Origin of the sequence: Paenibacillus xylanexedens (assembly GCF_017874615.1) — a bacterium.
Taxonomy (GTDB): Bacteria; Bacillota; Bacilli; order Paenibacillales; family Paenibacillaceae; genus Paenibacillus; species Paenibacillus xylanexedens.
In genome coordinates this window covers 88826-115236 of record NZ_JAGIKV010000010.1, presented here as the reverse complement: position 1 = coordinate 115236, position 26411 = coordinate 88826, and the positions used below count along the sequence as shown (strand labels likewise).

The 26411-nt window shown below is 45.8% G+C and carries 19 protein-coding genes; 15 read left to right on the top strand and 4 right to left on the bottom strand.

Annotated features, from left to right (window positions below; all coding sequences use genetic code 11):
• Nucleotides 1-169: 169 nt before the first annotated feature.
• From lpdA to J2Z28_RS15055, 3 genes are read left to right on the top strand one after another with little or no spacing between them, the layout of a single operon-like run.
• Entirely contained in the window at nucleotides 170-1555 is a 1386-nt protein-coding gene (gene lpdA, locus J2Z28_RS15065) for a dihydrolipoyl dehydrogenase (protein WP_211083097.1), read from the top strand.
• A gap of 49 nt (nucleotides 1556-1604) precedes the next feature.
• On the top strand, nucleotides 1605-2237 hold the full coding sequence (locus J2Z28_RS15060) for a biotin/lipoyl-containing protein (RefSeq protein ID WP_211083096.1): 633 nt from the start codon (nucleotides 1605-1607) through the stop codon (nucleotides 2235-2237).
• Nucleotides 2221-3393, top strand: coding sequence for an ABC transporter permease (locus J2Z28_RS15055; protein ID WP_211083095.1), 1173 nt, complete (start codon nucleotides 2221-2223; stop codon nucleotides 3391-3393). The genes J2Z28_RS15060 and J2Z28_RS15055 overlap by 17 nt, the downstream gene beginning before the upstream one ends.
• Nucleotides 3394-3496: 103 nt before the next feature.
• On the opposite strand, the gene J2Z28_RS15050 is transcribed toward J2Z28_RS15055, so the two are convergent.
• Nucleotides 3497-4051: a hypothetical protein gene (locus tag J2Z28_RS15050; RefSeq protein WP_211083094.1), complete on the bottom strand. Its 555-nt coding sequence runs from the start codon at nucleotides 4049-4051 to the stop codon at nucleotides 3497-3499.
• Nucleotides 4052-4382: 331 nt separating this feature from the next.
• Between J2Z28_RS15050 and J2Z28_RS15045 the strand changes: the two genes are divergently transcribed.
• Complete coding sequence (locus J2Z28_RS15045) at nucleotides 4383-5564, top strand: DUF4317 domain-containing protein (protein ID WP_211083093.1); 1182 nt, start codon at nucleotides 4383-4385, stop codon at nucleotides 5562-5564.
• A gap of 196 nt (nucleotides 5565-5760) precedes the next feature.
• On the opposite strand, the gene J2Z28_RS15040 is transcribed toward J2Z28_RS15045, so the two are convergent.
• The 3 genes from J2Z28_RS15040 to J2Z28_RS15030 all read right to left on the bottom strand — a co-directional run bounded on the left by J2Z28_RS15040 (nucleotide 5761) and on the right by J2Z28_RS15030 (nucleotide 11078).
• Entirely contained in the window at nucleotides 5761-6882 is a 1122-nt protein-coding gene (locus J2Z28_RS15040; protein ID WP_211083092.1) for a response regulator, read from the bottom strand.
• On the bottom strand, nucleotides 6879-10010 hold the full coding sequence (locus J2Z28_RS31685) for an ATP-binding protein (RefSeq protein ID WP_211083091.1): 3132 nt from the start codon (nucleotides 10008-10010) through the stop codon (nucleotides 6879-6881). The genes J2Z28_RS15040 and J2Z28_RS31685 overlap by 4 nt, the downstream gene beginning before the upstream one ends.
• Nucleotides 10011-10130: 120 nt before the next feature.
• Complete coding sequence (locus tag J2Z28_RS15030; RefSeq protein WP_211083090.1) at nucleotides 10131-11078, bottom strand: AraC family transcriptional regulator; 948 nt, start codon at nucleotides 11076-11078, stop codon at nucleotides 10131-10133.
• Nucleotides 11079-11249: 171 nt separating this feature from the next.
• On the opposite strand from J2Z28_RS15030, the gene J2Z28_RS15025 reads away from it, so the two are divergent.
• The 11 genes from J2Z28_RS15025 to J2Z28_RS14975 all read left to right on the top strand — a co-directional run bounded on the left by J2Z28_RS15025 (nucleotide 11250) and on the right by J2Z28_RS14975 (nucleotide 26340).
• Nucleotides 11250-12269, top strand: a complete 1020-nt coding sequence (locus J2Z28_RS15025) for a glycoside hydrolase family 88/105 protein (RefSeq protein ID WP_036668334.1) — start codon at nucleotides 11250-11252, stop codon at nucleotides 12267-12269.
• Between the two features lie 13 nt (nucleotides 12270-12282).
• Nucleotides 12283-14463, top strand: a complete 2181-nt coding sequence (gene gnpA, locus J2Z28_RS15020) for a 1,3-beta-galactosyl-N-acetylhexosamine phosphorylase (protein ID WP_211083089.1) — start codon at nucleotides 12283-12285, stop codon at nucleotides 14461-14463.
• 256 nt (nucleotides 14464-14719) lie between these two features.
• Complete coding sequence (gene tnpA, locus J2Z28_RS15015; protein WP_047840510.1) at nucleotides 14720-15118, top strand: IS200/IS605 family transposase; 399 nt, start codon at nucleotides 14720-14722, stop codon at nucleotides 15116-15118.
• 5 nt (nucleotides 15119-15123) lie between these two features.
• On the top strand, nucleotides 15124-16203 hold the full coding sequence (locus tag J2Z28_RS15010; RefSeq protein ID WP_211083168.1) for an RNA-guided endonuclease InsQ/TnpB family protein: 1080 nt from the start codon (nucleotides 15124-15126) through the stop codon (nucleotides 16201-16203).
• A gap of 251 nt (nucleotides 16204-16454) precedes the next feature.
• Nucleotides 16455-17303, top strand: coding sequence for a GNAT family N-acetyltransferase (locus J2Z28_RS15005; RefSeq protein ID WP_211083088.1), 849 nt, complete (start codon nucleotides 16455-16457; stop codon nucleotides 17301-17303).
• 199 nt (nucleotides 17304-17502) lie between these two features.
• Complete coding sequence (locus tag J2Z28_RS15000; protein ID WP_211083087.1) at nucleotides 17503-19305, top strand: cache domain-containing sensor histidine kinase; 1803 nt, start codon at nucleotides 17503-17505, stop codon at nucleotides 19303-19305.
• Nucleotides 19306-19316: 11 nt separating this feature from the next.
• Nucleotides 19317-20891 (top strand): response regulator, encoded by a 1575-nt coding sequence (locus tag J2Z28_RS14995; RefSeq protein ID WP_211083086.1) that lies wholly within the window; start codon nucleotides 19317-19319, stop codon nucleotides 20889-20891.
• A 175-nt stretch (nucleotides 20892-21066) separates the two neighbouring features.
• The gene (locus J2Z28_RS14990) at nucleotides 21067-22740 is read left to right on the top strand and encodes an extracellular solute-binding protein (protein WP_235200699.1); all 1674 of its coding nucleotides are present in this window, start codon (nucleotides 21067-21069) and stop codon (nucleotides 22738-22740) included.
• 136 nt (nucleotides 22741-22876) lie between these two features.
• Entirely contained in the window at nucleotides 22877-23851 is a 975-nt protein-coding gene (locus J2Z28_RS14985; protein ID WP_036606005.1) for an ABC transporter permease, read from the top strand.
• Between the two features lie 15 nt (nucleotides 23852-23866).
• Complete coding sequence (locus J2Z28_RS14980) at nucleotides 23867-24766, top strand: carbohydrate ABC transporter permease (protein ID WP_036668326.1); 900 nt, start codon at nucleotides 23867-23869, stop codon at nucleotides 24764-24766.
• Nucleotides 24763-26340: a glycoside hydrolase family 43 protein gene (locus J2Z28_RS14975; RefSeq protein WP_211083085.1), complete on the top strand. Its 1578-nt coding sequence runs from the start codon at nucleotides 24763-24765 to the stop codon at nucleotides 26338-26340. The genes J2Z28_RS14980 and J2Z28_RS14975 overlap by 4 nt, the downstream gene beginning before the upstream one ends.
• Nucleotides 26341-26411 lie beyond the last annotated feature (71 nt).

Here is a 26411-nt window from a genome sequence, read left to right as displayed (position 1 = left end):
TTTAAAATATTATAGTCATCATAATAAAGCCTGTCAATTTGGCGACTGAATATATCTGTTGCTTTACAAAAGGATAAAATACGGTTATTGACGGTATTAAAATATGATGGTTATAATATATTACGATCATCATATTTTAAAATGACTTCAAATCGGGAGGTATCAGAATATGAGTAAGCTTGAATCTGTGGATACGTTAGTTATTGGATCAGGTCCAGGGGGATATGTGGCGGCGCTTCGTTCTTCGCAGTTGGGGATGAAGACGGCGATTGTTGAACGTAAACAGCTCGGCGGGGTCTGTACACATGTGGGTTGCATACCATCCAAAGCCTTAATTGCGGAATCGCATCGCTATGATTGGTTCAGACAGTTCAATCAAGCTGACGCGGCAGCGACATTTAAGACTGCTCAGGATTTTAAACAGGGAGTTGTGAATAAACAGGCAGGTGGCGTCCACTATTTGTTAAAGACTGCGGGTGTGACCATTCTGGAAGGAGAGGCCAGTCTGGTGGATGAGCACACAGCCATGATCCAGCAAACTGGACAGGAGCAAAGCATTTCTTTTAAAAATCTCATATTGGCAACGGGGTCTCGTCCAATTGAGTTGCCCGCATTTCCAGTTGGAGGTCGCATCTTATCTTCCACTGAAGCATTATCTCTACAGGAGTTTCCGAGTAGTCTGATTGTGATCGGCGGAGGTTATATTGGGGTGGAGCTTGGACAGATGTATGCCAAATTCGGAACCAAGGTAACGATTCTGGAGGGAGGCGCACAAGTATTGCCTGGATTCGAGGAGGAACTGGCAGCCCCGGTAGTCAAACAATTAAAGGCGGACGGCATCCAGATCGTAACCGGAGCGATTGCCGAAAAGGTGGAGCACAATGCGGATTCCGTTACACTGCATTATTCGAAAAATCAGGAGCGGCAACAAGTTACAGCAGAATATGTACTGGTTACAATCGGCAGGAAACCCAATACAGACGGCCAGTTAGGACTGGAACGCATAGGTATGCCCGTAACGAACAAAGGACTGGTTGAGACGGATGAACAGTGCAGAACGGTTATCCCGCACATTTATGCCATTGGAGATATTACAGCCGGTCCGGCACTCGCTCACAAGGCATCCTATGAAGCCAAAGTAGCTGCAGAGGCCATTGCGGGTCTCACCTCCAAAGTGGATTACAAGGTGATTCCGCTTGTCGTGTTTTCTGATCCGGAGCTATCCAGTGTTGGAGTAAGTGAGACGGAAGCCAAAACACAGGCCGTTCCGGTGGTTATCGGGAAATCTTCTTTCGGAATCAACGGAAGAGCATTGGCGTTAAGGGAAACCAAAGGTTTTGTGAAAATAGTGGCTGACCCGACTTCAGGAATTGTCATTGGCGCGCAAATCGTCGGCGTGGAGGCATCTACACTGATATCGGAGCTTGCACTTGCGATCGAGATGGGCGCAACCGTGGAAGATCTGGCCATGACGATTCACCCTCATCCCACTTTGGGAGAAGTGATCATGGAGGCAGCCGAGAATGCGGTCACCAAAATGAAAAAGCAAAAATAGTCAGCAAATTTAACCATACACGAGGATTGGGAATGGGAGAGATATAAGAATGAAAATAAAAGCAGGTTTGTATATTGGAATTACGATGGTGCTCATTGTTGGAGGTTCACTTTTGGCTGTTAAAGGAAAGGATGCTGTAAGTCAGGCCGAGAGCCGGAAACAAGGCATACTTGAGGCAGAGCAAACGACTTTATTTTATCTGAATAGTCCCGGGACGATTGCAGAGGTTGGTGCATCTACGGGGGATTCTGTGAAAGAGGGAGAGGTTCTTTTCAAAGTGAAATCAACCGGGGAGGGAGATGTGGATGTACTCGCACCATATGACGGATTAGTTGACCGAGTCGCTGTAGAGAAGGGAGATCAAGTCCAAGCAGGAGTCCCGCTAGCATTTGTGCAAAAGAAGACGTATTACACCGACCTTTACATACAGGAAAGTGAAATTCAACAGCTTGAAGTGAATCAAAGCATTGATGTTCATTTCCCTTATTTGGATCAGCCAACGCAGGTGAAGGGGAGCGTTATTTCCATCTCAACTGCTCCTCAGTTTGCGAATTTGCGTATGTCGCGGGAAAAAGGGCAAGCCGATTTAAGTATGTTTCTGGTCCGAATATCGATGGATTCGAATACCGATTTGCTTCCGGGGATGACGGCAGAGGTGAAACTTGATGAAATCACTGATTGACGAGTGGAAGTACGTCGCGGGCAGTAAGTATATACGGCTAATTTTTATTGGGCCAATGATTGCAGCCCTATTTTTTGGACTAATGTTCTCGCAGAATCAACTCAGTAAATCACCAGTTGTGGTCATTGATGAGGATCATAGCGAATATTCACGGCAATTGATCTCCAAAATAAATGCGTCACAATACATGAGCGTCAAAAGCGTATATGCGAGCCGAATGAGTCCTGAAACATTGCTTGCCAACGAGCAGGCTGTAGCGGTCATTATGCTTCCCAATCAGTTGGGATTGCGCCAACAACAAGGGAAATCGACAAATATCGGCATATTGATGGATAACACGATGCCCTCGGGGCTAAGCGGTATTCGCACTGCGATTCAGGAGATCATACAGACAGAGAATATGACCCTTTCCATGACACGTCTGATCCAAAAAGGGATGGATGCCGAGACAGCTAAAGGAATCGTGTCACCGTTATCCCTTCAGCAGCGGATGCTGTTTAATCCAACCTCCAGTTATGTCGGTTTTATGGTGCTTGGATTTGTAAATATCGTAGTATTGATGATTACGACAAGCGCAGCGGGATCGATTGTACCTCGGCTTCGTCAGGAAGGGAAACTGTTTGCCAACGGAAAGTCACCTTTTCAACTATGGGTTCGGAGTGTACCTTACGCTGTGTTCAGTTCACTTTCGCTGCTTCTATCCTATGGATTATTAAAGCAGGTGGGGGGAATGCGGTTTGAAGCAGAGGCTTATCTTTTTATCATTCCGTTAGTTGTTTATGCTTTTGCCTTGTCACTCATGGGTATGCTGATTGGATACACTGCCAAAGATATGTCGAAAGTAAGCCTACGAACCGGTTTTGTATTGTATCCCTCCTTTCTGGCTACGGGAATTCAACTAACGCCACTGGCGTTCCCAGAACCGTTCCAAATGTTCGCATGGGCATTACCCATGAACTGGCTTAACCGTCTGATTCGTGGAATGGCGTTTAGGGACGGGGCGCTGACAGCCTATAGTCAGGAGTTGGGGGCATTGCTGATTATTATTGGCGGAGTGTCCTTGTTCATGGGATTACTGTTTCTGCGGGAAACAAGGAAAGTTTCTTCCAGCAGAGCACCCCTGTTGAATACGGATATATTGCCGAGCAGTAATTAATTATTTAAGAATTGTTAAACAACGAAAAAAGGCGCACGGGAGTCATTCCTGTTGCGTCTTTTTGTTTTCTTTTTAGATCTCATCGTGCCTCTCATACGGTGAGTTATTTTCCATCGTTGAGGGCTTTATACAATTGTTCTTCGTAAGTTTTCACACTATCGCTATCGATATCTTCTACACCTGTAAATACATTTTTGGTGTTGTGATAAAAAGCAAGAGCGAAGTCCCTGACGGCGTGAACATCGTGATGTTCTAACACAATCGATTGAAACAGATTGCTTAACATATATTCAGCATTTGAGCCATCTTTTAGATAATTGAAACTCATAAATTCTTGAAGGACATGATACTTAAATTCTTCGAGTTCTTCAGTAGTAGGATTGTATTCCCGAGCAAGCTTTTCTGTTGCTTCGACTTTTTCTGTAGGTGATTGATCGCTTCTAGCAAGTTCGTTAACCGATGTCTGCCAGTCTATCGCTGCTTGCTCCGTCTGTTCGACGGCATCAGATGTAGATGCTTCCTCTGTTACCACATCTGTATTCTCAATCTGTGATACTACTGTACTGACTTGTCTAGTTTCCTCTGTTTTGGTCACAGTGCACGCACTTAATAGAGAGGACAACACAAGAACTGATAAAACTAGTATTGATTTCTTCACAATATTTCCTCCATTGGTATGTAATCTTAGTTAGTCTATCAGACTGAAGGTTATGTTACTATGTTCAGTTAAAATCGTATTAAAAAAATGGATAGTGATCGTAAGAGGGAAATACCATAGATTGTTTCTCATTAATCGTCATCATTATATGATATAATTTCTCACTGAGAGTACAGAAATGGAGAGCAAGAACGGCTTGATCCAGCTACTCCATAGCTGCGCCCATTTGTGACCTACTGCTCAGATGAAGACTTCCAAGGGAGCACTGGCTTTTAGGATATAGAGCTGCACGCAGATAAAATTATATATTGTGGGAGTTGTCTAACGAATCATGAATAAAAAAGAAGTCGCGCATATACGCAAGCAATTTAAACTCGATCACGATCTACTGAATATTTACGATATTCTCAATGTGTATATTACGAAGGAAACGAATGAGGTATATCATTGGGAGCGTCACCCGTTCGAACTGGTGGACAGAGAGAAGCAGGAGCTGTACATGGGCAATTTCAAAAAATTGCTAACAGGTGATTTAGATCAGAAGTTGTTTGAGTTGAAGTTCCAGGAAGCGGCGGAGGACCCGGCGCAAGTACTACTTCACCAGGCTTTGGTAACAGGTGATCCGGATGAATGGCAGGATCTGATGCTGCTGCTCGTGGATCGAATGTTAGTGGATGCGAAGTTTGAGCGGGATATGGTAGCTACGTTTGTGCGTGGACAGTATTATCTGCCGACCAAGGCTAGAAACGAAGCCACGGAAGAGAGTGAGAAGAATGAGGTGTTCGCTCATCCGTTCATTCTGTGCAGCGTAAATTCCACGGAGAAACAAAGGAAGACACTCTTGTTTGATTACGTGGAGAGAGAATTCAAATACAACATCATTGTAGATCCAATTATCAAATTAAGCACGCCAGAGCAAGGATTCCTGTACCCTAGCGTAACGGACAACTACTCCGATGTGAATCGTGTTCTATATTGTACAGGGAAATCCAATTTCCCGGATCCGCATTTTGTTGAAAATGTATTGAATGGAGAAAGATCCGTAACCGCACTGGAAGAACGGGCGATCTTCGAAGATATCGTCAAGGAAGTGGCTGGTGAACAGCTAGATTCAGCCACCATTGCACATGTATACGAGGAGATCAACCGAGTCATCGAAATTAACGAAGAGTCCCATGAGGAAGAACCTCCAAAGCTGGATTATAAAGATCTGGAACGTGTACTGACCGCAAGCGGTATAGAGGATCTGACAACAGAGAAAGTAGAACGTGCCTTCGAAACGATCGTTGATAACAAGAACTATGAGATGAAGGCAACCAGTGTTATGCCGAAGTTTACGTCCAAGTCCATTAAGATCGAGACCAAGGTTGCTACGATTTCGGTTAGCCCGCAAGACCTGAGATATGTGAAACAGGTGAACTATCAAGGCAGACGTTGCATCATGATTGAAGTGGACGAAGATGTCGTGATTGAAGGCTTTACCCTTAATACAGAAAAACTTATAAATGAGTAATTGATTCTAGACAATGATGATGTAAAATCATCCGACCAGAACGAACGAACGAACGAACGAACGAACGAACGAACGTCCATCTATTGCAAAAAGCCCAAGCCTAAAGCAACACTGAACTGCTCCCTGTCATAGTAGACCGTAGAAGACTACGATGGGAGCAGTTCATTATCGCCAAGGCATGGGCCTTTTTGCTGTTTCATGATTGCTGCAGCAGTTGTTTGATATCCGCTGCCGGACTGGAACCAAGTTCCTCTTTGAGCAGTTCCTCCAGCACCAGATACTGGCGCTGCGCTTCGGTTCTTCGTCCAAGCGATAGGTACAACAGGATGATCTCGCGATGAATATCTTCCCGAATCGAATCAATCTGGAGGATACGTTCAAAATAATACAGCGCCCGTAACGGCTCGCCTTCCTTCGCATGATAGTGGGCAGCAGTTTCCATCGTCATGATGAAATCCAGCTCCAGCTGTCTGGACCACGCGAAAGCCCACTCATAATGCCTTCCCTTCAGAAGTTCACCCGTATACAACGTATCCATCCGCTCGAAGAGATCGGGTTGATGTGCTGATGCCTGACGCATCTGCCGGAACAAAGCCTCGAACTCGTACAGATCGCAGTCAATCGCTTCCCGATCGATCCGGATACCGTTCCGGTCCTTGAGAATAATCGGCACGTCACTATTATCGCCGATGGCACGCCGCACGTAGTACAGTGTGGAATTGATGTTAGTCCAGGCTTTCTGCGGACTGAGGTCTTTCCACAACGTATCGGCCAAGGCATCGCGGGTGGTTGATTTGGTATACAGCAAGAATGCAAGTAACTCTTCGGTTTTGGGCGTTCTAAGCTTGATGGGACTGTCTGCTCCAGCACCGCCAAACACGGTGAATTCACCGAACAGACGAACGTTCAGTTTGGGTCCAGGCACCGCTGGTTCAGGTGTTGTCACGGACTTGTGAAGCTTTTCCTGCAATCGCTTGATGCTGCGGTTCAGTCGCTCAGCCGTGACCGGCTTGATGACGTAATCGATCACCTCTTTGTCGAAGGCTTGCACCGCATATTCCTCATATCCAGTCACCAGCACGATGGGAAGCGAAGGATGATGTTTACGCAATTCACCAATGAGTTGCATACCCGAGATGCGAGGCATCGTAATGTCCAGAAATGCCGCATCGAAGCTATTCTCTGCCGCATATTCACAGGCTTCCTCCGGGTCATGGAATGCGCGAGACACCTCAACTTCTCCGCTTTCTGTCAAAATGCGATTCAGTCGCTTCAGCGACAAATCCTCATCGTCCACGATGATGACTTTCATCTTCATGTTTCATAACCCCCGTTCCCATTTGTGCTTAGACGTTGATTTGGAAGATCAAAGGTAATCCGCGTTCCCTCGCCGTCCAGACTTTCCATCTGAAGGTGTCTGCCATACAGCAGGTTCAACCGGCTGGAAATATTCCATAGTCCAACGCCGTTACTGCCGTCCGTGGATTGCCGAATCTCGTCCATCCGTTGCTTGGTTATGCCGATTCCGTTGTCCTCGATGGTGAACCGTGTTTCAGTATCATTCAGATTGCGGATAGACAACATGACCCGACCACCGCGAATGCTGGACATCAGGCCATGCCGAATCGCGTTTTCAATCAGGGGCTGTAACGTGAGCGGTGGAATGTCCATGTTTCGGTTCACATCCGCATCCACATCGATAATGACCTCCAACCTTGAGCCAAAACGGGCTTGCTCTATGGCTACGTATGCCTCGATCATCTCCAGTTCGTTCATCAGGCTAGTTTTTGAGTCCAGATGTTTAAAGTGCACACTCCGCCGTAAGTAACTCGATAATTGCAAAATCAATTGTTCTGCCCGATTCGGCGCATCCACGCACAATTCGGCAATGGCGTTCAGGGCGTTATATAGAAAGTGCGGGTTCATCTGTGACCGTAAAAAGGATATCTCGGCATCTCGCGCAGCTTGCACGGATGTTTTCATCCGAGTCAAACCGCCGATCCGTGCCAGCAGTTCCTCTGATTCGAACGGTTTGGATACAAAATCATTGGCACCTTTCTCCAAGGCCAGCTTCAATTGATTAGCTTTATTACTCGCCGTCAACATGAGTACAGGCAATTCGGAAGGAGAGAAGCGCTCCCTGATTCGTTCCAGCAATTCGTAACCCGACATGTCAGGCATCATGATATCAGCAATGACGAGATGCACGGCAGGTAGCTTGTCCAGCAGCTCCAGTACGGAAGGGGAGCGTGAAGTGACTGCGTAACTGTATCCTTCCAACTTCAAGAGATTCACTATTGTCTGCAAATTAGCCGAGTCGTCATCCACAACGATGATCCATTCGTCTTTATTCCCTTGTACAATCGTTGGTTCTTCGAACCGGAGTAGCCGATTACCAGGACCTGTAGGAGCGATGGTAAGCGGCATGACGTTGGAACGTTTCTCACCTTTGCCATCCGCCAGCGGAAAGTTCAGGATGAACGTAGCACCCATGCCGGGTGCTGATTCCGCATGAATGGTTCCGCCATGCAGCTCGACCAGCTTGCGTGTAATGCTTAGTCCTAGACCGGTGCCTCCAGCAACGACTGGCCCCGTATCCGCTTCCTGCTCGAACGGCAGGAAGATATGTTCCAGCTTGTCCGTACCGATACCACGGCCGGTATCCACAATGCGTATTTCCGCTTTGCCTTGCACAACCGTAGCTTTGATGCTTACCGTGCCACGTTCCGTGAACTTAACGGCATTGCCGATCAGATTATGCAAAATCTGAATCAGTCGGTTGCCGTCTGCATAGATCGGCGGGAAATACGCCGGGATGCGGTTGATAAGCTCCACCTTTTTTGTACCAAGCAGGAAGGAGTGCATACGCATAACCGATTCGACAAACGAGTACAGATCGGTCGAAGACCGCTGGAGCGGGATGTCGCCATGTTTCATTTTCGAATAATCCAGCAATTCATCCACCAAATAGGTTAATCGTCGGCCGCTTCCTGTCACGATCGCCAGATTGTGCGCCTGTTCGTCGGTAAGCGGGCCCTCGGCGCCTTTGAGCAGGCTTTCACTGATATTTACAATCGCGTTCAGCGGTGTTTTGAGCTCGTGCGAGGTATTGGACAGGAAGTCGTCCTTCACCTTGTCTAGCAAGAGCAACTGATCTTTGAGGGTGCGGACCGTACGATAGGCCTCGAAGAACCGAAGCACCGCCAGAAACAGCATCAGGATGCTGAACAGGACAATGGAAGCCTGCCCGATGTTCATATTTTCCTTGAGCGAGATCGAGAAGAGATTAATGTCCAGACAGTACAGCACGATGCTTAAGAGAGACGCATACCACAAGAAAGTAGACAATCGATCGCCCTTCTCGCTGGTTAGAAACTGTGATGCACATTGATACAGTAACCAGAGCAGCAGCAACGTGTACATAACGACGACGTAAGGTGCAACAACCCCATAGACAGAAATAGGCAGGAGCGCGACCATGCATAAGTAAGCTCCGAAGATGATCAGGATCACCGTCGTGAGCAAACCGGACAGGATGCCTGTTTTGAATCGGTAGAAGTAAAAGGTTAACAGACCCAGACATGCGACAGAGCAGAAATCTTTTAATTTATAGAGCGTGCTAAAGGAGATTTCCGTGCCCACCATGGATAACACACGTTCGCTGACCATGCCGTTATAAAGTGCATACAGCAGACAGATTAGACCAATCAGCAGCAGGGAATCGTCCCTGTTTCGGTAGAGTGCAGACCCCAGGTAACTGATGAGGAATATGATCGAAATGGTACCCAGGACTGCCAGCGTGCCGAATTCGATAGCTGTGCTGGCTTGATGTTTTTTCAGCATAGCTGCTTGTTCACCGAAAAAGAGTGGACCCGGAATGCCAGAGTCCGTGTAATCGTAATTAGCCACCCGGATCAAAATCTCAATGTCACCGCCATGATAGGGGAAAAAAACAATCTGGGGGGAGTTTCCAGGTCGGTAACCTGCAGATTTTGCCACGGCATGCCCGTCTTCCAGCAGCTTGTTGCCATTGATGTAGATTTCGCTAGCAAAACGAATGTTCATTTTTTTGATCGCCAGCGTTCCCTCAACAGGTGCATTACGCAGCACTAGTCGATACGTGGCGAAGCCGTGGGTAGGCAGTCGTTCACCATCCACTTTAAGTCGATTCCAGGAGCCGGGAACGGTTGCATAAGTGTCGGGTGCTTTCGTTGGACCAGCCTGATTCGATGTTGCAGATTCGTCAGGAAGCAATCGCTCCCAGTAAAATTCCCACTCCCCGTCCAGCTTGATCCGCTCGTCTTGTTCAGGGTTCCAGGCCGAGAGGTCCAGAACACCTTGACGGGCATGAAGCGCAGCAGATTGTGGTTCTCTGATCGTTGACAGCAGCAGTACGGTAATGGCAAGTACAACAGTCAGGACAACGCCTGAAATTTTTAATAACACGAAATGCTGCTCCTTTAGAGATTGTTCAATCCTTTGGTAGCTTCGGACAAAATCTCTTGTATTCTATCGGCATTGTAGCGAATATCTCTAGGGGGCGCAATCATATTTCGACAAATTCCTTCATACCCACCCCGTGAATTCCAATATCGACGCTTTTGCAGACTGTGCTTCTGTATGAGCCCCTTTGCGCCAGGCTTTGGGGGATTCTCCCATCAGTTTGGCGAAGCAGCGGTTAAAGCTGGAGATGGAGCGGAAGCCAACTTGCTCAGAGATGGATAGAATGGAGGCCTCGGTGCTTTTTAATCGTTTGCATGCCTCTTCAATCCGGGTACTGTTCAGAAAATCAAGCGGCGTGGTTCCCATAATTTCATGGAACTTGCGGCGAAAATGCGTTGTACTCAGATGACAAAGTTCAGCGAGGTAATCGATGGTCACAGGCATCATATAGTTTTTGGTGATAAACTCCAGCACGGGTGAGATGACCAAGTCACCTTGGAGGTCTCGTTCCCGTTCCTGATCCTGAGATGACAAGCGTTCGCTGCTCGCATGAATTCGAAGCAGTTCGATATATAGAGACATCAACAAGCCGTACGCGCTCTCCCGATAATAGGGAGACTGCTGCTTCATTTCTTCAACGATTGAAGTTGCGAGCATATGAATTTTGGGATGCTGTTCCTTATTAAGAATGCAATTGGTTCCCTGAATCGCCCATAGATTCGGTTCAATGTGAGTTTGTGCTGTTTTGAGCGAATGACGGAAGAGTTCTTCCGGTGAAAAAAAGATATAAGCCCACAGGCTGGCGTTATTAGGTGAACTGTATGTGGTATGCGGAAGATATCGGGGAATGAACGTGATGTCGCCTGCCCGAAAAGGCACAGATTCCCCCTTAATCTCCATGATGCCTCCATCTGAATAACAGATGCCAATCTCCATGTGGTTATGGAAATGAAGATGCTCACTCTTGATATCGGATATTCTCCAGCGGTCTCCACTGAGTAACAGGACAGGGAAATCAATGGGCAGGCTGTAGTGACGATATTCAATGACAGGTTTCTTCGGTTTGGGCATTTTCGAGGACTCCTATGTATAAATGATTGAAATTGCGCAGTTTTGTTATGAATATGCTTAGATTGAGACTATTTTACTGCGTACAATGGAATAAGTAAAGCGTTTACAAAAATGGACGGACACCTCTCAGGGCGCACTTGGGGGCGTGTGCGCAGGGAGAGGGGAATAACAATGCTTCAAGTGAAATATGACAGGGATCAGATTCTACACGTAATCGAGAACGTTACCAAGAAAACACTGGATATGGATCTGACATGGGATTGGCCCGGTGGAGTGGCTTATTATGGTGTATCCAGAGCCTATCAAACGACAGGCAACCAAGAGATTCTGGACAGGCTGGTGAAATGGGCAGACGAATATATCGAGCTAGGCCTGCCAAGTTGGACGGTAAATACATGTGCTATGGGTCATGTGCTCATCACTTTATATGAAGAAACCGGAGATCAGAAATATTGGGATATTGTCCTCAGCAAGGTCGATTATCTCCAGAACCATGCACTTCGCTTTGGAGACAATGTGCTTCAGCATACGGTATCCGTTTCCAATGATTTTCCGGAACAGGCTTGGGCGGACACCTTGTTTATGGCGGCATTTTTCCTGCTCCGCGTAGGTAGCAAATTAAAAGATGAGGCCATGATTCAGGATGCGCTGAATCAGTATTACTGGCATATCAAATATCTTCAAGATCCGACCAGCAGTCTGTGGTATCACGGTTATAACAATATCAACAAGGACCACATGTCCGGATTTTACTGGGGCAGAGCGAATGCTTGGGGAGCCTATACGATGTCTCAGGTGAAACCTCAATTGAACGACTGGTACTTGTATCCGCAATGTATGGATGTAGAGTGTGCCCTTCGTGATCAATTGGCGGCTCTCAAGCTGGTACAGACCGAGAACGGCTTGTGGCGTACGGTTCTGGATGACGAAGAATCGTATGAAGAGGTGTCCGCTTCCGCGGGTATTGCAGCAGCGATGATCAATAACGGCAATCCACTACATACCAAATACGTGCAAAAGGCACTGGAAGGCATCCTGAACAACATTAGCGAAGATGGACGCGTGCTAGGTGTATCTGGAGGTACCGCGGTGATGAAGGATCGGGATGGCTATCGTAATATTCCAAAAGACTGGATTCAGGGCTGGGGTCAGGGCCTGGCACTCGCTTTTCTGTCCGATATGTTGAGATAGGGAGGGAACCACATTGTCCAAACCAACCAAAGGCTCCTTTACACTACCGGGAGAATCCGGTTATGAAGCACTGACGCTGGAACTTGCCGATCGCTGGGGTGCGGATGTGATCCGTGACAGTGACGGTACAAAGTTGTCCGATGAGATTATTAATGCCGGATACGGCATCTATTCAACCATTTGCATTATTCGGGATCATAATGAGTGGGCATCCCGTAATCTGGATAAGCTGCAGCAATGTTTTCTAATAACGAATCCAAAGGTCGCTGTACAAGATTATGTATCCATCTATCTGATGGAGGACTTCTTTGCTGAACAATTCAGGGTGAATGATTCCAAAGAAGCGTTTAAGTATTGGCAGGTGTACGACCGAACGACTGGGGAAGAAGTTCCTAGAGGACAGTGGAATTATGAAAGGGAATCTGGCAATGTTGTCATTACCGGCGTTGCTCCTTGGCATAAATACACGGTGAGTTTCATGGTTTATCGGATATGGGAAGAGATTTCCATGTACAATCACACGACGAATAATTGGGACAAAGAGCATCTGATGCAGATTGACCCGATCTATACAGACACCCAAACCTATTTGCTGGATTGGATGGAAAAGTGGTGCCAAGGCCACCCGGAAACAACGGTTGTACGTTTTACGTCCCTATTTTATAACTTCGCCTGGATCTGGGGCAGTGATGAGCGGAATCGCCATCTGTTCTCGGATTGGGGTTCATACGATTTCACAGTAAGTTCGAGAGCACTGGATCTGTTTGCTCAAAAATATGGGTATTCACTCTCCGCCGAGGACTTTGTAAATGGCGGTAAATATCAGGTCACTCATATGCCTGCGGATCAGCGCAAACTGGATTGGATGGCATTTATCAATGATTTTGTCATTGAATTCGGTAAGAAATTAATTGATATTGTGCACAAGCATGACAAGCTGGCGTATGTCTTCTATGATGACAGCTGGGTGGGCATGGAGCCGTACAATGATCGCTTTGAGGAATTTGGATTCGACGGCATGATCAAATGTGTGTTCTCTGGTTATGAGGCAAGAATGTGCTCCGGCGTTAAGGCTGATACCCATGAGATTCGGTTGCATCCCTACTTGTTTCCGGTTGGCTTAGGCGGACTTCCTACCTTCAAGGAGGGAGGTGACCCCACCCTGGATGCGAAGAAATATTGGATTAATATCCGGCGTGCGCTGCTGCGGGAGTCGATTGACCGGATTGGACTGGGTGGATATTTGCATCTGGTTGAGCCTTACCCGGACTTTGTGGATTATATCGAAAAGATTGCCCATGAATTCAGGGAAATGAAAGAGCTGCATCAAGAGGGAAAACCGTATCAGATCAAAACAAAGGTAGCCGTGCTGCATAGCTGGGGCAAGTTAAGATCGTGGACCTTGTCCGGTCATTTTCATGAAACGCATATGCATGATCTGATTCATGTGAATGAGGCATTAGCCGGGTTGCCTGTTGACGTGCAGTTTATTGATTTTGATGATATTTGTCAGGGCGCATTGAAGGATGTAGATGTTATCATCAATGCCGGCTCTGCAGGTTCAGCATGGAGCGGTGGAGAGCACTGGAGTGACCACAAGTCTGTGGACTTATTGACACAATGGGTGTATGAGGGTGGTACCTTTATTGGCATTAACCAGCCTTCGGCAATGGATGGGTACGACAGCTATTTTAGAATGGCGCATGTGCTTGGAGTGGACGAGGATACAGGTGCAAGGGTTGTTCATGGAAAATGGTCGTATGAGGTTAATGATCAGTATGGTTTGGTGCCTGAGGGGGCCAGCATACTTCCGAAAGATAACATTTATCTAACTGATGGATCAGCAGCTGTAGTGAGTGAAACGGATGGTCAGATCACACTGTCCACACATGCTTTTGGAAAAGGAAAAGGGATCTATTTACCTTCCTTCGAATTCAGCTGGGAAAATACAAGACTACTTCTGAATTTGATTCGATTTGCGGGCAATGAATTCCATGAAACAAAGTACATCACGGATAACTTGTATACGGAGTGCGCCTACTACCCCGAGAGCAACATATTGGTTGTGATCAATAATAGCAATCAGGTTCAGTTCACGACGATCAATACAGAGCATGGAAAACAGACCGTGGAATTGGAGCCGTATGATACGGTAATCACCAAAATTGGTTTAACAAAATCGGTATCCCCATAGAATAATGACTCGATAGACCGTATTCCTTAACCAGGGAGCGGTCTATTTTAGTTATTAGTTGAATCAATTTCATTAACGTATATATTGCGGATCTTACAGAATCCCCGAACGAGAAAGCCAAATTCTTTAGATGTGGGATGAAAGTGAAGTCGGATACGGAGTATCACTATTGTGATGCTTCAAGTATCCGAAATGTCTGCCTTCTTAATTTTTTTAGTTTGTTTCAATTCATCTATTAAACTGATACAATATAGATATGAATGAATATAGAAGAACAAACACAACCGTATCTTTGTTGAACTATCATTTTGTGTTCTGCCCACGATACAGAAGAAAGATATTTCTCAAATTAGAGGTAGAACAGCGCTTCAAGGAACTGGTGCATGAGGTATGTGCAGAGCTTAAAATTGTGATTGTTGCCATGGAGTGCGACAAAGACCATACACATATGTTTCTCAATGCACTTCCAACATTAAGCCCTGCTGATATCATGGCAAAAATAAAAGGAGTCACATCAAAAAAACTACGAGAAGAGTTTCCACACCTTCTGCATTTGCCCAGTTTGTGGACACGTTCCTATTTTGTTTCTACCGCTGGAAATGTATCAAGTGAGACCATCAAGCGTTATGTTGAACAACAAAAGACAAGGGGGTGAAGTAACTGTCTCAGACCCTAACAGTTAAGGTAAAGCTGCTGCCGACTAAAGAGCAGATCCAACTATTGCAACAAAGTAGTCATGAATATATCCGAGTTGTTAATACACTCGTGGCCGAGATGGTAGAAGAAAAGAAAAGGTTGAAGAAGACAACAAAAGACATTCCTGCTAATCTACCAAGTGCAGTAAAAAATCAAGCGATTAAAGATGCGAATAGTGTCTTCTCTACCAAAGTTAAAAAAAGTAAATACGCAATCATACCGATCCTAAAGAAACCGATTTGCGTATGGAATAACCAAAACTATTCTCTTGACTTCACGCACATTTCCATTCCATTCATGGTAGAGGGAAAATCTAAGCGTTTAAAAATTCGTGCATTGTTCATCGACAAGGACCATCGAAACGTTGACCTTTTGAAGCATAAACTTGGTACGCTCCGTGTCACGAAAAGCTCAGGTAAGTGGATAGCCCAAATTGCTGTCACCATGCCAATAACTGAAAAAACGGGTATGCGGATTTTGGGCGTTGATTTAGGGCTGAAAGTCCCTGCCGTAGCCATCACAGATAATGATCACGCTCGATTCTTTGGGAATGGGCGAGAAAACAAATACAAGAAACGGAAGTTTCGTAGTGTTCGTCAAAAACTAGGAAAACAAAAGAAAGTGAACGCTATTCGCAAGTTAGATGATAAAGAACAACGATGGATGAAAGACAAAGACCACAAAGTCAGTCGTGAAATCGTTAATTTCGCAGTCGAAAATAAGACTTCTGTCATTCGCTTAGAGCAACTAACGAATATTAGGCAGACGACAAGAACAAGTCGTAAAAACGAAAAGAATCTACACACATGGTCATTCTACCGTTTGGCACAATTCATTGAATACAAAGCAAACATGGCAGGGATCAAAGTGGAATATGTGAACCCTGCATATTCAAGTCAAACCTGTCCAGAATGTTCAAAAAAGAACAAGGCGCAAGATAGAAGATATACGTGCCCATGTGGATTCAAGAGACATCGTGATATCGTTGGGGCGATGAATATTCGCTACGCAACTGTGATTGGCGGTAACAGTCAATCAGCCTAAGATGCTATATGCACTGTCTTAGGAGGGGTAATGGCATACCCTAATCTTAGCATCTGTCCAAAGCAGAAATGAAATGAGGACGTTAAGCTTAGCTAAGAATCCCAATCACTTTAGTGATCTTGCCCCTTTAGGGGTGGGAGTGTCAATGTATAGTGTTAACACTATCTAGTAGAATATGTATATAAAGATAGGGATCATGAGCTCTACTATATTATTATTGTTTTCATCTTTTTAAAGGAGAGAGTGCCCTAATGTACAGTTATAAATTGTTGGACACAATAAGCATGGAGACACTTCACGAGGCGTTTGTGGATGCGTTCTCCGACTACCAGGTTAAAATGGATTTGCCTTTTTGGAAGTTTCAACAGATGCTCCAACGAAGGGGGTATCACCCCGAAATATCTATGGGAGCCTTTAAAGATGAGAGAATGGTCGGATTTGTTATCAATGGACTCCGAAGCTGGAATGGAAAGGCAACTGCATATGACCTTGGGACAGGCGTTGTAAAAGATTGCAGACGGCAAGGCATTACAAGCGATCTGCTCTTGAATATTCAAAAGCTGTTAAAAGAAAAAAATGTAGAGCAATATTTGCTGGAAGTCATCCAATCCAACGAATCTGCAGTTCAGCTGTACAGTAAACAAAACTTCAAAATTCAAAGGGGATTTTCATGTTTCCAGTTGCAAAAAGATCAATTCATACCGCAAACGACCTCCACGGTGGAATGTGTGGAGAGAATCGATGTGGAGCAGTTTAAGGAATTTTGGGATGTGGAGCCCTCCTGGCAAAATTCAATTGATTCCATCTACGCTGTACCGGAGGCTTTTATCTATGTGGTAGCACGTCAGGATCACAGCATTGTTGGTTATGGCATTATAGATAAAAAAACAGGTGATATTCCCCAGCTTGCAGTGAACCAAAATTACCGGGGCAAAGGTATTGCAAGCAGCATCCTGACAGAGATGGTGCAACGCACAGAATCGCCTAGAATCAGTGTCCTCAATGTGGAGTCTCATCTGAAACCGATGCAAGATTTTCTCCTGGTCAAATCAGGCTTTTCATATCATGTGGGCCAGTACGAAATGCTCTTGAAATTATAACGAGATACCCGTTTCGACTTAAGATCAGATCGGGTTCATACGAAAATATGTGGGGTGTTAGTGTCTGTCTTGTTGGGCCAGTTGAACGGGAGGTTGATTAAAGGCTTCCCGGAAATCCTGGATTGCAGTATCCAACCCATCCTGTACTCGTTATAATAATGTTGATATATGACATGGTTAGAGGAGACAAAGACATAACATGAGCCGAAAGAAATACTGTAAGCGTATTCAGTTTCTGGATGATTGGAGTCTCAAAACCAAGTTGTACATATTGTTCATTTTTTGTGTGCTGGTCCCGGTCCTGGTCACAAATACCGTGTTTTACCAAAGCATCAAAGGTAACATTGAAGAGAAGGAGCATAGCCGATTCAATGAAATGCAGCAAAGGATCAAGTTCAACCTGCGGAACAGTATAGACAATAGCTTGTATGTGTCCAATTTTCTCTATACCGATGGAACGCTGAACCGGTTCATGGAGTTCAAGTATCGTGATCAGGAAGACTATTATTCTGCCTACTATGATATGCTTAGCAACAACAATCTGGTCAGGTACTACTACAGCTACCAGCAGGTGAATCAAATTACGTTTTATGTTGGCAATGATACCTTCGTCAATGGAGGAAACTTTATTAAGCTGGATGATGAGGTGAAGAAAAGTGATTGGTATCAAGCGCTGATGAACACGAGCGACCATATCATGATCTATTCGTATTTTGACAAACAACAGGCGGAGATGTCGCAAAGTCAGGGAGGACGCAAAGTAAGCATTATCCGCAAGCTGGATTACTTTGGGGAGCAGCAGGTTGAAAAGGTGTTAAAGGTTGATCTGGACTACGCTTTCATCAACAAATCGCTTAAAAATGAGGGAGCCAATGGGAAGGTGTATGTCGTTTCGGATGGCAGGGTCATTTTCTCGAACGATTCAAAAATGAATCAGATGCGCAAGTCATTTAATCTGATTGCAAACAGTCCAATTGACCCTGTTCAATCCATGCAATCGATTCCCGTCGTATCCGAGGATTGGCAGATTGTCGTCAGCACGGAGAAATTGGACGTTCTGTCGGAGATTGTTAATTCCAAGCTTAATTTGACTTTACTAATCATTCTTAATCTGTTGGTGCCGACACTGCTAATCTGGTTGATATCCAGATCACTGGTCATCAGAGTTAATCGGATAGCAAAGCACCTGGACCAAGTGAAGCATGAGAAATTTGAGGTGATATCGGGACCTGTGGGCAAGGACGAGATCGGCAGCCTGACCCATAGTTATAACATGATGGTCATCAAGATCAAGAACCTGATTGAGATTGTATTTAAGGGTCAGGTGGAGCGGCAAGCCCTTGAGCTCTCCAAGAAACAGGCGGAGCTGAAAGCCCTTCAGAGTCAGGTGAATCCCCATTTCATGTTCAACACGCTTGAAACGATCCGTATGCGGAGTTTGATCAAGGACGAGCTTGAAACCTCCGATGTCATTCATAAACTGGCACTGCTGTTACGTCAGACGATCAATTGGGGCGATGATCTGATTACAATTGCAGAGGAAATCAATTTTGTGGAGAGTTATCTGAGTATCCAGCAGTATCGCTTTGGTGAAAAGCTGCAATTTGCAATCCGGATCACAGACGAATCCATTGCTGCCATGATGATACCCAAGCTAACCGTTCTCACCTTTGTGGAGAATGCTTGTATCCATGGCATTGAGGGGACGTCGAATGATGGGGTCGTGGAGGTATTATTCGAAATTCGAAGTAATGAACTGTACATTTCCATTCGAGATACCGGAGTCGGTATGGATCAGGACAAGCTGGCCTCGCTCCGCAAAATGATGCAAGACCCGAGTATGGATCGGATGAGTGAGCTTAGCAGCATTGGTATGATGAATGCATATATTCGGCTGCGGATGTATTTTGATGATTTCGTTCAGGTGCACATATTCAGTGAAAAGGGGAAGGGAACAACGATTGGCATTCAAATTCCTCTTATGCAGGCATCTCAAGAATAAGGAGCGAGGATATGATCAACGTGCTGATTGTGGACGATGAGCCATTTATTCGCCAAGGACTTCTATTGTTAATTGATTGGGAGTCTTACGGATTTCAGATTTGCGGTCAGGCCTCCAATGGTATGCAGGCATTGGAGTGCATACGCGCTATGCAGCCCGATCTGGTGATTTCCGACATTAAGATGCCGGAAATGGACGGAATGCAGCTTGCCAAAACCTTGTACGAGCAATATAACGGTGACATCAAGCTGATTCTTCTGAGTGGATTCTATGAGTTCGGATATGCCAAGCAGGCGATTAAATACCAGGTGGATGACTACATTCTCAAGCCTATTGTGAAGACCGAACTGGTTCAGGTGCTTGAGGAGTTCAGGGTCGCATTTAATGCGCGGACGGAAGAGAAGCGATTTCAGCAAAAAAAAGATCGGATTATTATGGCTCAGCATATGCAGTCAATCATGCTTGGGGTGGCTGAGGAGGATGCTGTTACGAGTCTGCAGCCCCATTATCAAGATGTTGGAATACTGCGTTGCATCCTGATTGAGGCTGAAGCCGGTCCAGAACAGGGAACGGATTGGTGCGCTCGGGTTGAGGCATGGGTGGGCAAGCCCTTGCCGGGACAAATTTTGAAGCCCTTCACAGGTGATAAAAATGCGGTTCTGCTTATGGTTACGGACCTGATGGTGAACCGTGAGGCAGTGACCTTGGAGCAATATTTGACCCGATTACATGCCGATCTGAGCCATGGTCAAGAGGCGGCTATTGCTTGTTATGTCGGGAAGGAAGTACATGAGTTGGAGGCGCTGCACGAGTCTTATCAATCCTGCGGCATAATGAAAAGCTTACGTTTCTTCACCACTTGCAGGCCCATTTATTACTTCGAACTTATGGATACGACCTTATTTGTTAATCGGCCGGGACAGTTCGAAAAACAATTATTTGATGGGCTAGTCAAGTCTATTGAGGAACAGCAGACGGATGAGTTATACAGTCATGCAAAGGCCATTTTTCAATTTTTTCTGGATGAGCGAATCGAGCCTGGTATTGTCCGCATTCACTTGCATTATTTGGCATACACATTGCTGGATCTCGTGAATAACGATACGGTTACTCCAGATTCGGGGTTGATGGAATCGACTTTTCTGAAGGTGAACTACGCGATGTTATCCATGGAGGAAAACATTGAACATTTATGCGAATTCTCGCTCATGTGCGCAGAGAAACTGAAGGAGCAGCAAAAGTCAAATGCGATGGGCGTATTAGCCAAAATCGAGGCCTTCATTCACGAGCATTACAGAGAAAATATCAGTCTGAAATTGCTCGGGGAGCAGTTTTACATGAATAGTGCATATCTGGGTCAGATTTTCAAAAAGCATTTCTCAATCAGCTTCAGTGATTATTTGAATCAATTGCGTATTGAGGAAGCCGCCCGGCTGTTGCGCAGAACAGATCAAAGAGTATACGAAATCGCAACAATGGTGGGATATCGGGATTCCGATTACTTTATTAGCCGGTTCGAGAAACTCATGGGGGAAACTCCTGCACAATATCGTAAAAGTGCCCATGCTGCGTACTCTCTTGATTAACATCCTGCACTCCTTGACGGAGCGGCGGGATATTTTTTTTCGTAGATGCTGGAATTAGTGGGATTCCATCTATAGTTTATCCCGTTGAGAGGGGCATGGAAGCATGATAATTTTAAGTCAGCCTTTGGAAAGCGCTTTCCAAAAAGCTTCTGTCAATATAATCGATGGAGGGGTCATGATGAAAAAGGATGTTAGAAAAAGAATCAAGTATAGTGCTCTGCTCGCTTTAATACTGGTCATCGCACTCACTGGATGTACACCGGGATCGTCCTCGAAAGGGGAAAAGACAGCAGATGGAAGGGAATTGAAACAATTTTCCGCATTTTTTGCCGTACCGGGAAAAATTGCGCCTGACGATAATCGGGTGTTAAAGGCTATTGAGGAGAAAACAGGCGCCAGAGTCACGATGGACTGGCTTACAGGCCAAACAGCTAAAGAGCGGATTGGTGTACTCATTGCAGGCGGCGAATATCCCGATTTTATCGATGGGAGTGATGGTACTCAGCAACTGGTAGCAGCAGGAGCGTTAGTACCACTTGAGGATTACATCGATAAATATCCAAACATCAAAAATTATCTGGGCGAAGACTGGAAGAAGATGAAAAATACGACGGATGGACATATCTACTTCATTCCTCAATTCGGCAATATACAAGAGAAATCGATGAAAGTATCCCATGACGGAGAAGCATTCTGGATTCAGAAGGCCGTACTGGAGTGGGATAATTATCCGACAATCAAAACGCTTGACCAATACTTCGACTTGATTGAACGGTATAAAGCAGCTCACCCGACCGTTGATGGTCAGCCAACAATTGGATTTGAAATTATCTCCTATGACTGGCGTTATTTCGCACTGGAGAACCCTCCGCTCTTCATGGCTGGTTATCCTAACGAAGGTGCAGCCATCGTTGATAAAGAAACGCTGACGGCCAAAAACTATAATACCATTCCGGAAGCGAAGGCATATTTCAAGAAGATCAATGAGGTATATCATCAAGGTTTGGTCGATAACGAAACCTTTACAGCAAACTATGATCAATATATCTCCAAAATTTCAACCGGACGTGTGCTGGGCATGGTGGATCAAGGATGGCAGTTCCTTGACGCCGAGGCATCACTCGTGAAGCAAAAATTGTATGACAAAACCTATGTACCGTTGTCCATTACACTCTCAGAGGATGTTAAAGGGCGTTATCAGAACAATCCAATCCTTAACGTAAATGGTGGCTTGGCCATTACAAAGAGCTGCGAGGATATCGAGGGAGCACTTCAATATATTAATGATTTGCTGGACCCTGAGATGGAGGTATTGAGAACCTGGGGACAGGAAGGCGTGGATTATCAAGTCGATGACAAAGGCGTGTTCTCCAGGAATGAAGAGCAACGTGCGAATTCCAAAGATCCGGACTGGGTGCTGGCAAACACGGGAAGCCCGTTGGTCTATTTCCCGCATCATGAAGGTATGACCGCTGACGGGAAGAATGCCCTTGACCCTAAGGAGCAGCCTGAGGAGTACCTTGCTACATTGAATGATATCGACAAAAAAGTGCTGAAGGCTTATGGATATACGAAGTTTACCGACTTCCTTGAGCCTGCGGAGGAAAATGAACCGTGGTTCCCAATCTATACCTATAATTTTGAACCGAATAAACCGGAGACCATCGCCAGACAGAAAATGGATGATGTAAAACGCAAATGGCTGCCAAAAGTGATTATGACTTCACCAGCCGAATTTGATAAGGCCTGGGAAGAATATCAAGCCACGCTCAAGGAAAGTGCAGATATTAAAGCGTATGAAGATGCGCTGACGGAAGAAGTCCGCAGACGTATGGAACTGTGGGGATAAAGGCCTGTCACACAGAAAGGCTATGGGGAACCCCGTAGCCTTTCTTACACGCTAGATTAGGAGATTGGATAGGAATGGAATCGATTCACCTAGACTGGGTGATATAGATAAACTCGTAAGCAAGGAGAGAAAAAACATGGCCAAAAAGGAGCTGCAGCCTTCGTTAAAAACCAGCCATATCCCAGCGGGAACAAGCTGGATCGGGTACAACCTGTCCAGAATGAAAAGTCAGCGACAATTAATGTGGATGTCATTTCCGTTTATTGCGTTTATCGCTATTTTTGCGTATGGACCATTATGGGGCTGGTTGATGGCGTTTCAGAATTATAGACCGGGCATTGGTTTTATGGAGCAAGATTGGGTTGGAGTGGATCATTTTCGAACGTTATTCACGGACCCTACATTTTTACGTGTCATTCGCAATACGCTGGCGATGAGCCTGATCAGTCTGTTTCTGGGATTTGTCGGCTCAATTGGTCTGGCGCTCTTATTGAATGAACTGCGAATGGTATTGTTCAAACGCGTGGTACAGACGGTTTCCTACCTTCCACATTTCCTGTCGTGGATCATCGTAACAGGTATTGTTGCGAATGTATTATCAACGGAAACAGGAATAGTGAATGTGCTGTTGACGAAATTGGGCCTGATTGATGCACCGATCAATTTTTTTGCCGAACCCAAATACTTCTGGGGGATTGTAGGTCTGTCCAGCATGTGGAAGGAAATTGGCTGGGGCACGATTATTTATCTGGCGGCCATGGCGTCGATTAATCCGAGCTTGTACGAGGCAGCTTCCATCGACGGAGCCGGACGGTTTCGTAAAATGTTCAATGTCACGCTTCCAAGCATCAAACCAACGATTATTATCCTGCTTATCATCAACGTTGGTAACGTACTGAACGCGGGTTTTGAGATTCAATACTTGCTGGGGAACGGACTTGTGCAGGATGTATCCGAGACGATCGACATTTTTGTTTTGAAATACGGGATTAATCTCGGCAACTACTCACTTGCCACCGCAGCAGGCATTTTCAAAAGTGTGGTCAGTCTGGTGCTCATATTTATCGCCAACGGGATTGCCAAGTCTCTTGGTGAAGAGCGATTGATATGATAAGGGGGCAGAGCTGTGAAACGATTTAGTAGAAACCGAAGCTTGGGAGACTCTATTTTTTCCATCACCAATGGCATATTTATGTTGCTTGTCATGGTTGTTACGTTATATCCTTTTTTAAACACCATTGCCGTATCTTTCAATAACGGGCTGGATACGATCCGCGGCGGGATCTATCTCTGGCCGAGGGAATGGACGCTGCAAAATTACGTCTCCGTATTCCAGAACCCGAATCTGACACAAGCCGCATTTGTTTCGGTCGCCAGAACGGTGGTGGGAACGGTTGTACAGCTGTTCTGTACAGCCATGCTGGCCTATGTACTGAGCCGCAAGGAGTATATGTTTAACAAATTGGTCACAACGCTGTTTGTCATGACGATGTATTTCAGCGGCGGCTTAATTCCGGGATACATGCTGATTAAACAAGTGGGGCTGCTGAACAGCTTCTGGGTATACATTATTCCCGGGTTGATCGGGGTGTTCAACATGATCGTCATTCGTACTTACATTCAGGGACTGTCGGAGGGATTGATTGAATCCGCGAAGATGGATGGAGCCGGAGATTTTCGGATTTTCATGCGTATCGTGCTTCCCTTATCCAAGCCGGTTCTGGCTACGGTTGCACTGTTTATTGCTGTAGGTCAGTGGAACTCCTGGTTTGACTCCATGTTGTACACGGCGGGGAATCGGAATTTGACCACCTTGCAGTATGAACTGATGAAATTGTTATCCTCTGCGACCTCACAGGGGGGGACCGTCAACGTGGATTCATTCAAAAATGTAACCAACATGGTGACGCCTGTATCCATTCGTGCAGCGATCACGGTTGTGACGGCAATGCCGATTGTTTTACTGTATCCGTTCTTGCAAAAATACTTTGTGACTGGACTAACCATTGGAGGGGTAAAAGAATGAAAAATGCAAATCAAAGCGAACAATGCACGTTTAATAATCCGATTATGCCCGGGTTTTATCCAGATCCGTCCGTATGCCGGGTGGGTGAAGATTTTTATCTGGTGACATCAACATTTGCCTATTTTCCTGGCGTTCCGATCTTTCAGAGCCGTGATCTAGTGAATTGGAAACAGATTGGCAATGTGCTGGACCGTCCTTCGCAATTAAATCTTCAGGGAGCAGGCCATTCACAGGGGATATTCGCTCCAACGCTTCGGTATCATGAAGGCACCTTCTATATGATTACAACCAATGTATCACATGGCGGCAATTTTGTTGTAACCGCTACCGACCCAGCTGGGCCATGGTCAGATCCTTATTTTATTGAAGGCGCCGAAGGCATAGACCCTACGATTTTCTTCGATGACGGCAAAGCGTATTACCTTGGTACACGTCCTTGCTCTGAGGGAGTTCGTTACAATGGGAACTGGGAAGTGTGGCTGCGGGAGTTGGATCTGGACAGTATGAAGCTGGTGGGAGACAGTTACGTTCTGTGGCGCGGGGCGATGGTGGATGTTATCTGGCCGGAAGGACCGCATCTGTATAAGATCGATGAATATTACTATTTATTGATTGCAGAGGGAGGCACAGGGCCAAACCATGCGGTGACCATTGCTCGTAGTAAAAGTTTGACCGAAGGATACGTCGGGAATCCGAATAATCCAATCATTACACATCGCCATTTGGGTAAACGTTACCCTGTTGTTAATGTAGGACATGCCGACTTGGTGCAGGCTGCGAACGGTCAATGGTTCATGGTCATGCTTGCTTCGCGTCCATATGGGGGGAGCTATAGCAACCTGGGGCGGGAGACGTTTCTTGCTTCTGTCGTTTGGGAGGACGGATGGCCTGTTGTTAATGAGGGCCGCGGCATCCTGGAGGAGCAGGGCACGTTGGATTTGAAGCCTGTTCCGGTAGAGTCGCAACTGCGATTTGACCATTTTGACAGTGATAAACTGGGCTTGCAATGGATGTTCCTGCGCAATCCTCAGGAGGATCTCTATTCATTAACCGAACGAAAAGGATACTTGCGACTGAAGCTGAAACCGCAAACATTGAAGGAAAAAGAAAATTCCAGCTTTGTTTGTCTGCGTCAAAGGCATATGGATTATGTCGCAGCTACAGCGATGGAATTTGTGCCCGGGAATGCCAATGAAACGGCTGGTCTTGTCGTCATTCAGAACGATCTGTATCACGTACGGATTGAGCGTGCTCTGGTCGAGAAACAGCAGGTGCTGCGTGTGCTGACCTGTATAGATGGTCAGGATACCCACATTGCGCAAATCGCGCTGGAGGGTGATGTATCGCGGTTGTATATCAAACTGGCCGCAACAGGTCAGCAACTAAACTTCTATTACAGCACAGATGGAAGTCAGTATCATCTGGTGGCGGAACAGGTGGATACAAGCAGCTTGAGCACTGAAGTAGCCGGCGGCTTTGTTGGCTGTTGTATCGGAATGTTTAGCAGCAGCAACGGTACTTCTTCCGATCAGGTAGCGGACTTTGACTGGTTTGAATATGGTTCATATAAATAATATTTAGATGACAGAATAACAGCAAGAAAGCTCAATCCGGTGGCGTTAGTCCAGGGATTGAGCTTTTTTCG

Coding starts and splice junctions, on each gene's coding strand:
- lpdA (WP_211083097.1), top strand. CDS start 170: ATGAGTAAGCTTGAATCTGTGGATACGTTAGTTATTGGATCAGGTCCA.
- J2Z28_RS15060 (WP_211083096.1), top strand. CDS start 1,605: ATGAAAATAAAAGCAGGTTTGTATATTGGAATTACGATGGTGCTCATT.
- J2Z28_RS15055 (WP_211083095.1), top strand. CDS start 2,221: ATGAAATCACTGATTGACGAGTGGAAGTACGTCGCGGGCAGTAAGTAT.
- J2Z28_RS15045 (WP_211083093.1), top strand. CDS start 4,383: ATGAATAAAAAAGAAGTCGCGCATATACGCAAGCAATTTAAACTCGAT.
- J2Z28_RS15040 (WP_211083092.1), bottom strand. CDS start 6,882: ATGAAGATGAAAGTCATCATCGTGGACGATGAGGATTTGTCGCTGAAG.
- J2Z28_RS15030 (WP_211083090.1), bottom strand. CDS start 11,078: ATGCCCAAACCGAAGAAACCTGTCATTGAATATCGTCACTACAGCCTG.
- J2Z28_RS15025 (WP_036668334.1), top strand. CDS start 11,250: ATGCTTCAAGTGAAATATGACAGGGATCAGATTCTACACGTAATCGAG.
- tnpA (WP_047840510.1), top strand. CDS start 14,720: ATGAATGAATATAGAAGAACAAACACAACCGTATCTTTGTTGAACTAT.
- J2Z28_RS15005 (WP_211083088.1), top strand. CDS start 16,455: ATGTACAGTTATAAATTGTTGGACACAATAAGCATGGAGACACTTCAC.
- J2Z28_RS15000 (WP_211083087.1), top strand. CDS start 17,503: ATGAGCCGAAAGAAATACTGTAAGCGTATTCAGTTTCTGGATGATTGG.
- J2Z28_RS14995 (WP_211083086.1), top strand. CDS start 19,317: ATGATCAACGTGCTGATTGTGGACGATGAGCCATTTATTCGCCAAGGA.
- J2Z28_RS14990 (WP_235200699.1), top strand. CDS start 21,067: ATGATGAAAAAGGATGTTAGAAAAAGAATCAAGTATAGTGCTCTGCTC.
- J2Z28_RS14985 (WP_036606005.1), top strand. CDS start 22,877: ATGGCCAAAAAGGAGCTGCAGCCTTCGTTAAAAACCAGCCATATCCCA.
- J2Z28_RS14975 (WP_211083085.1), top strand. CDS start 24,763: ATGAAAAATGCAAATCAAAGCGAACAATGCACGTTTAATAATCCGATT.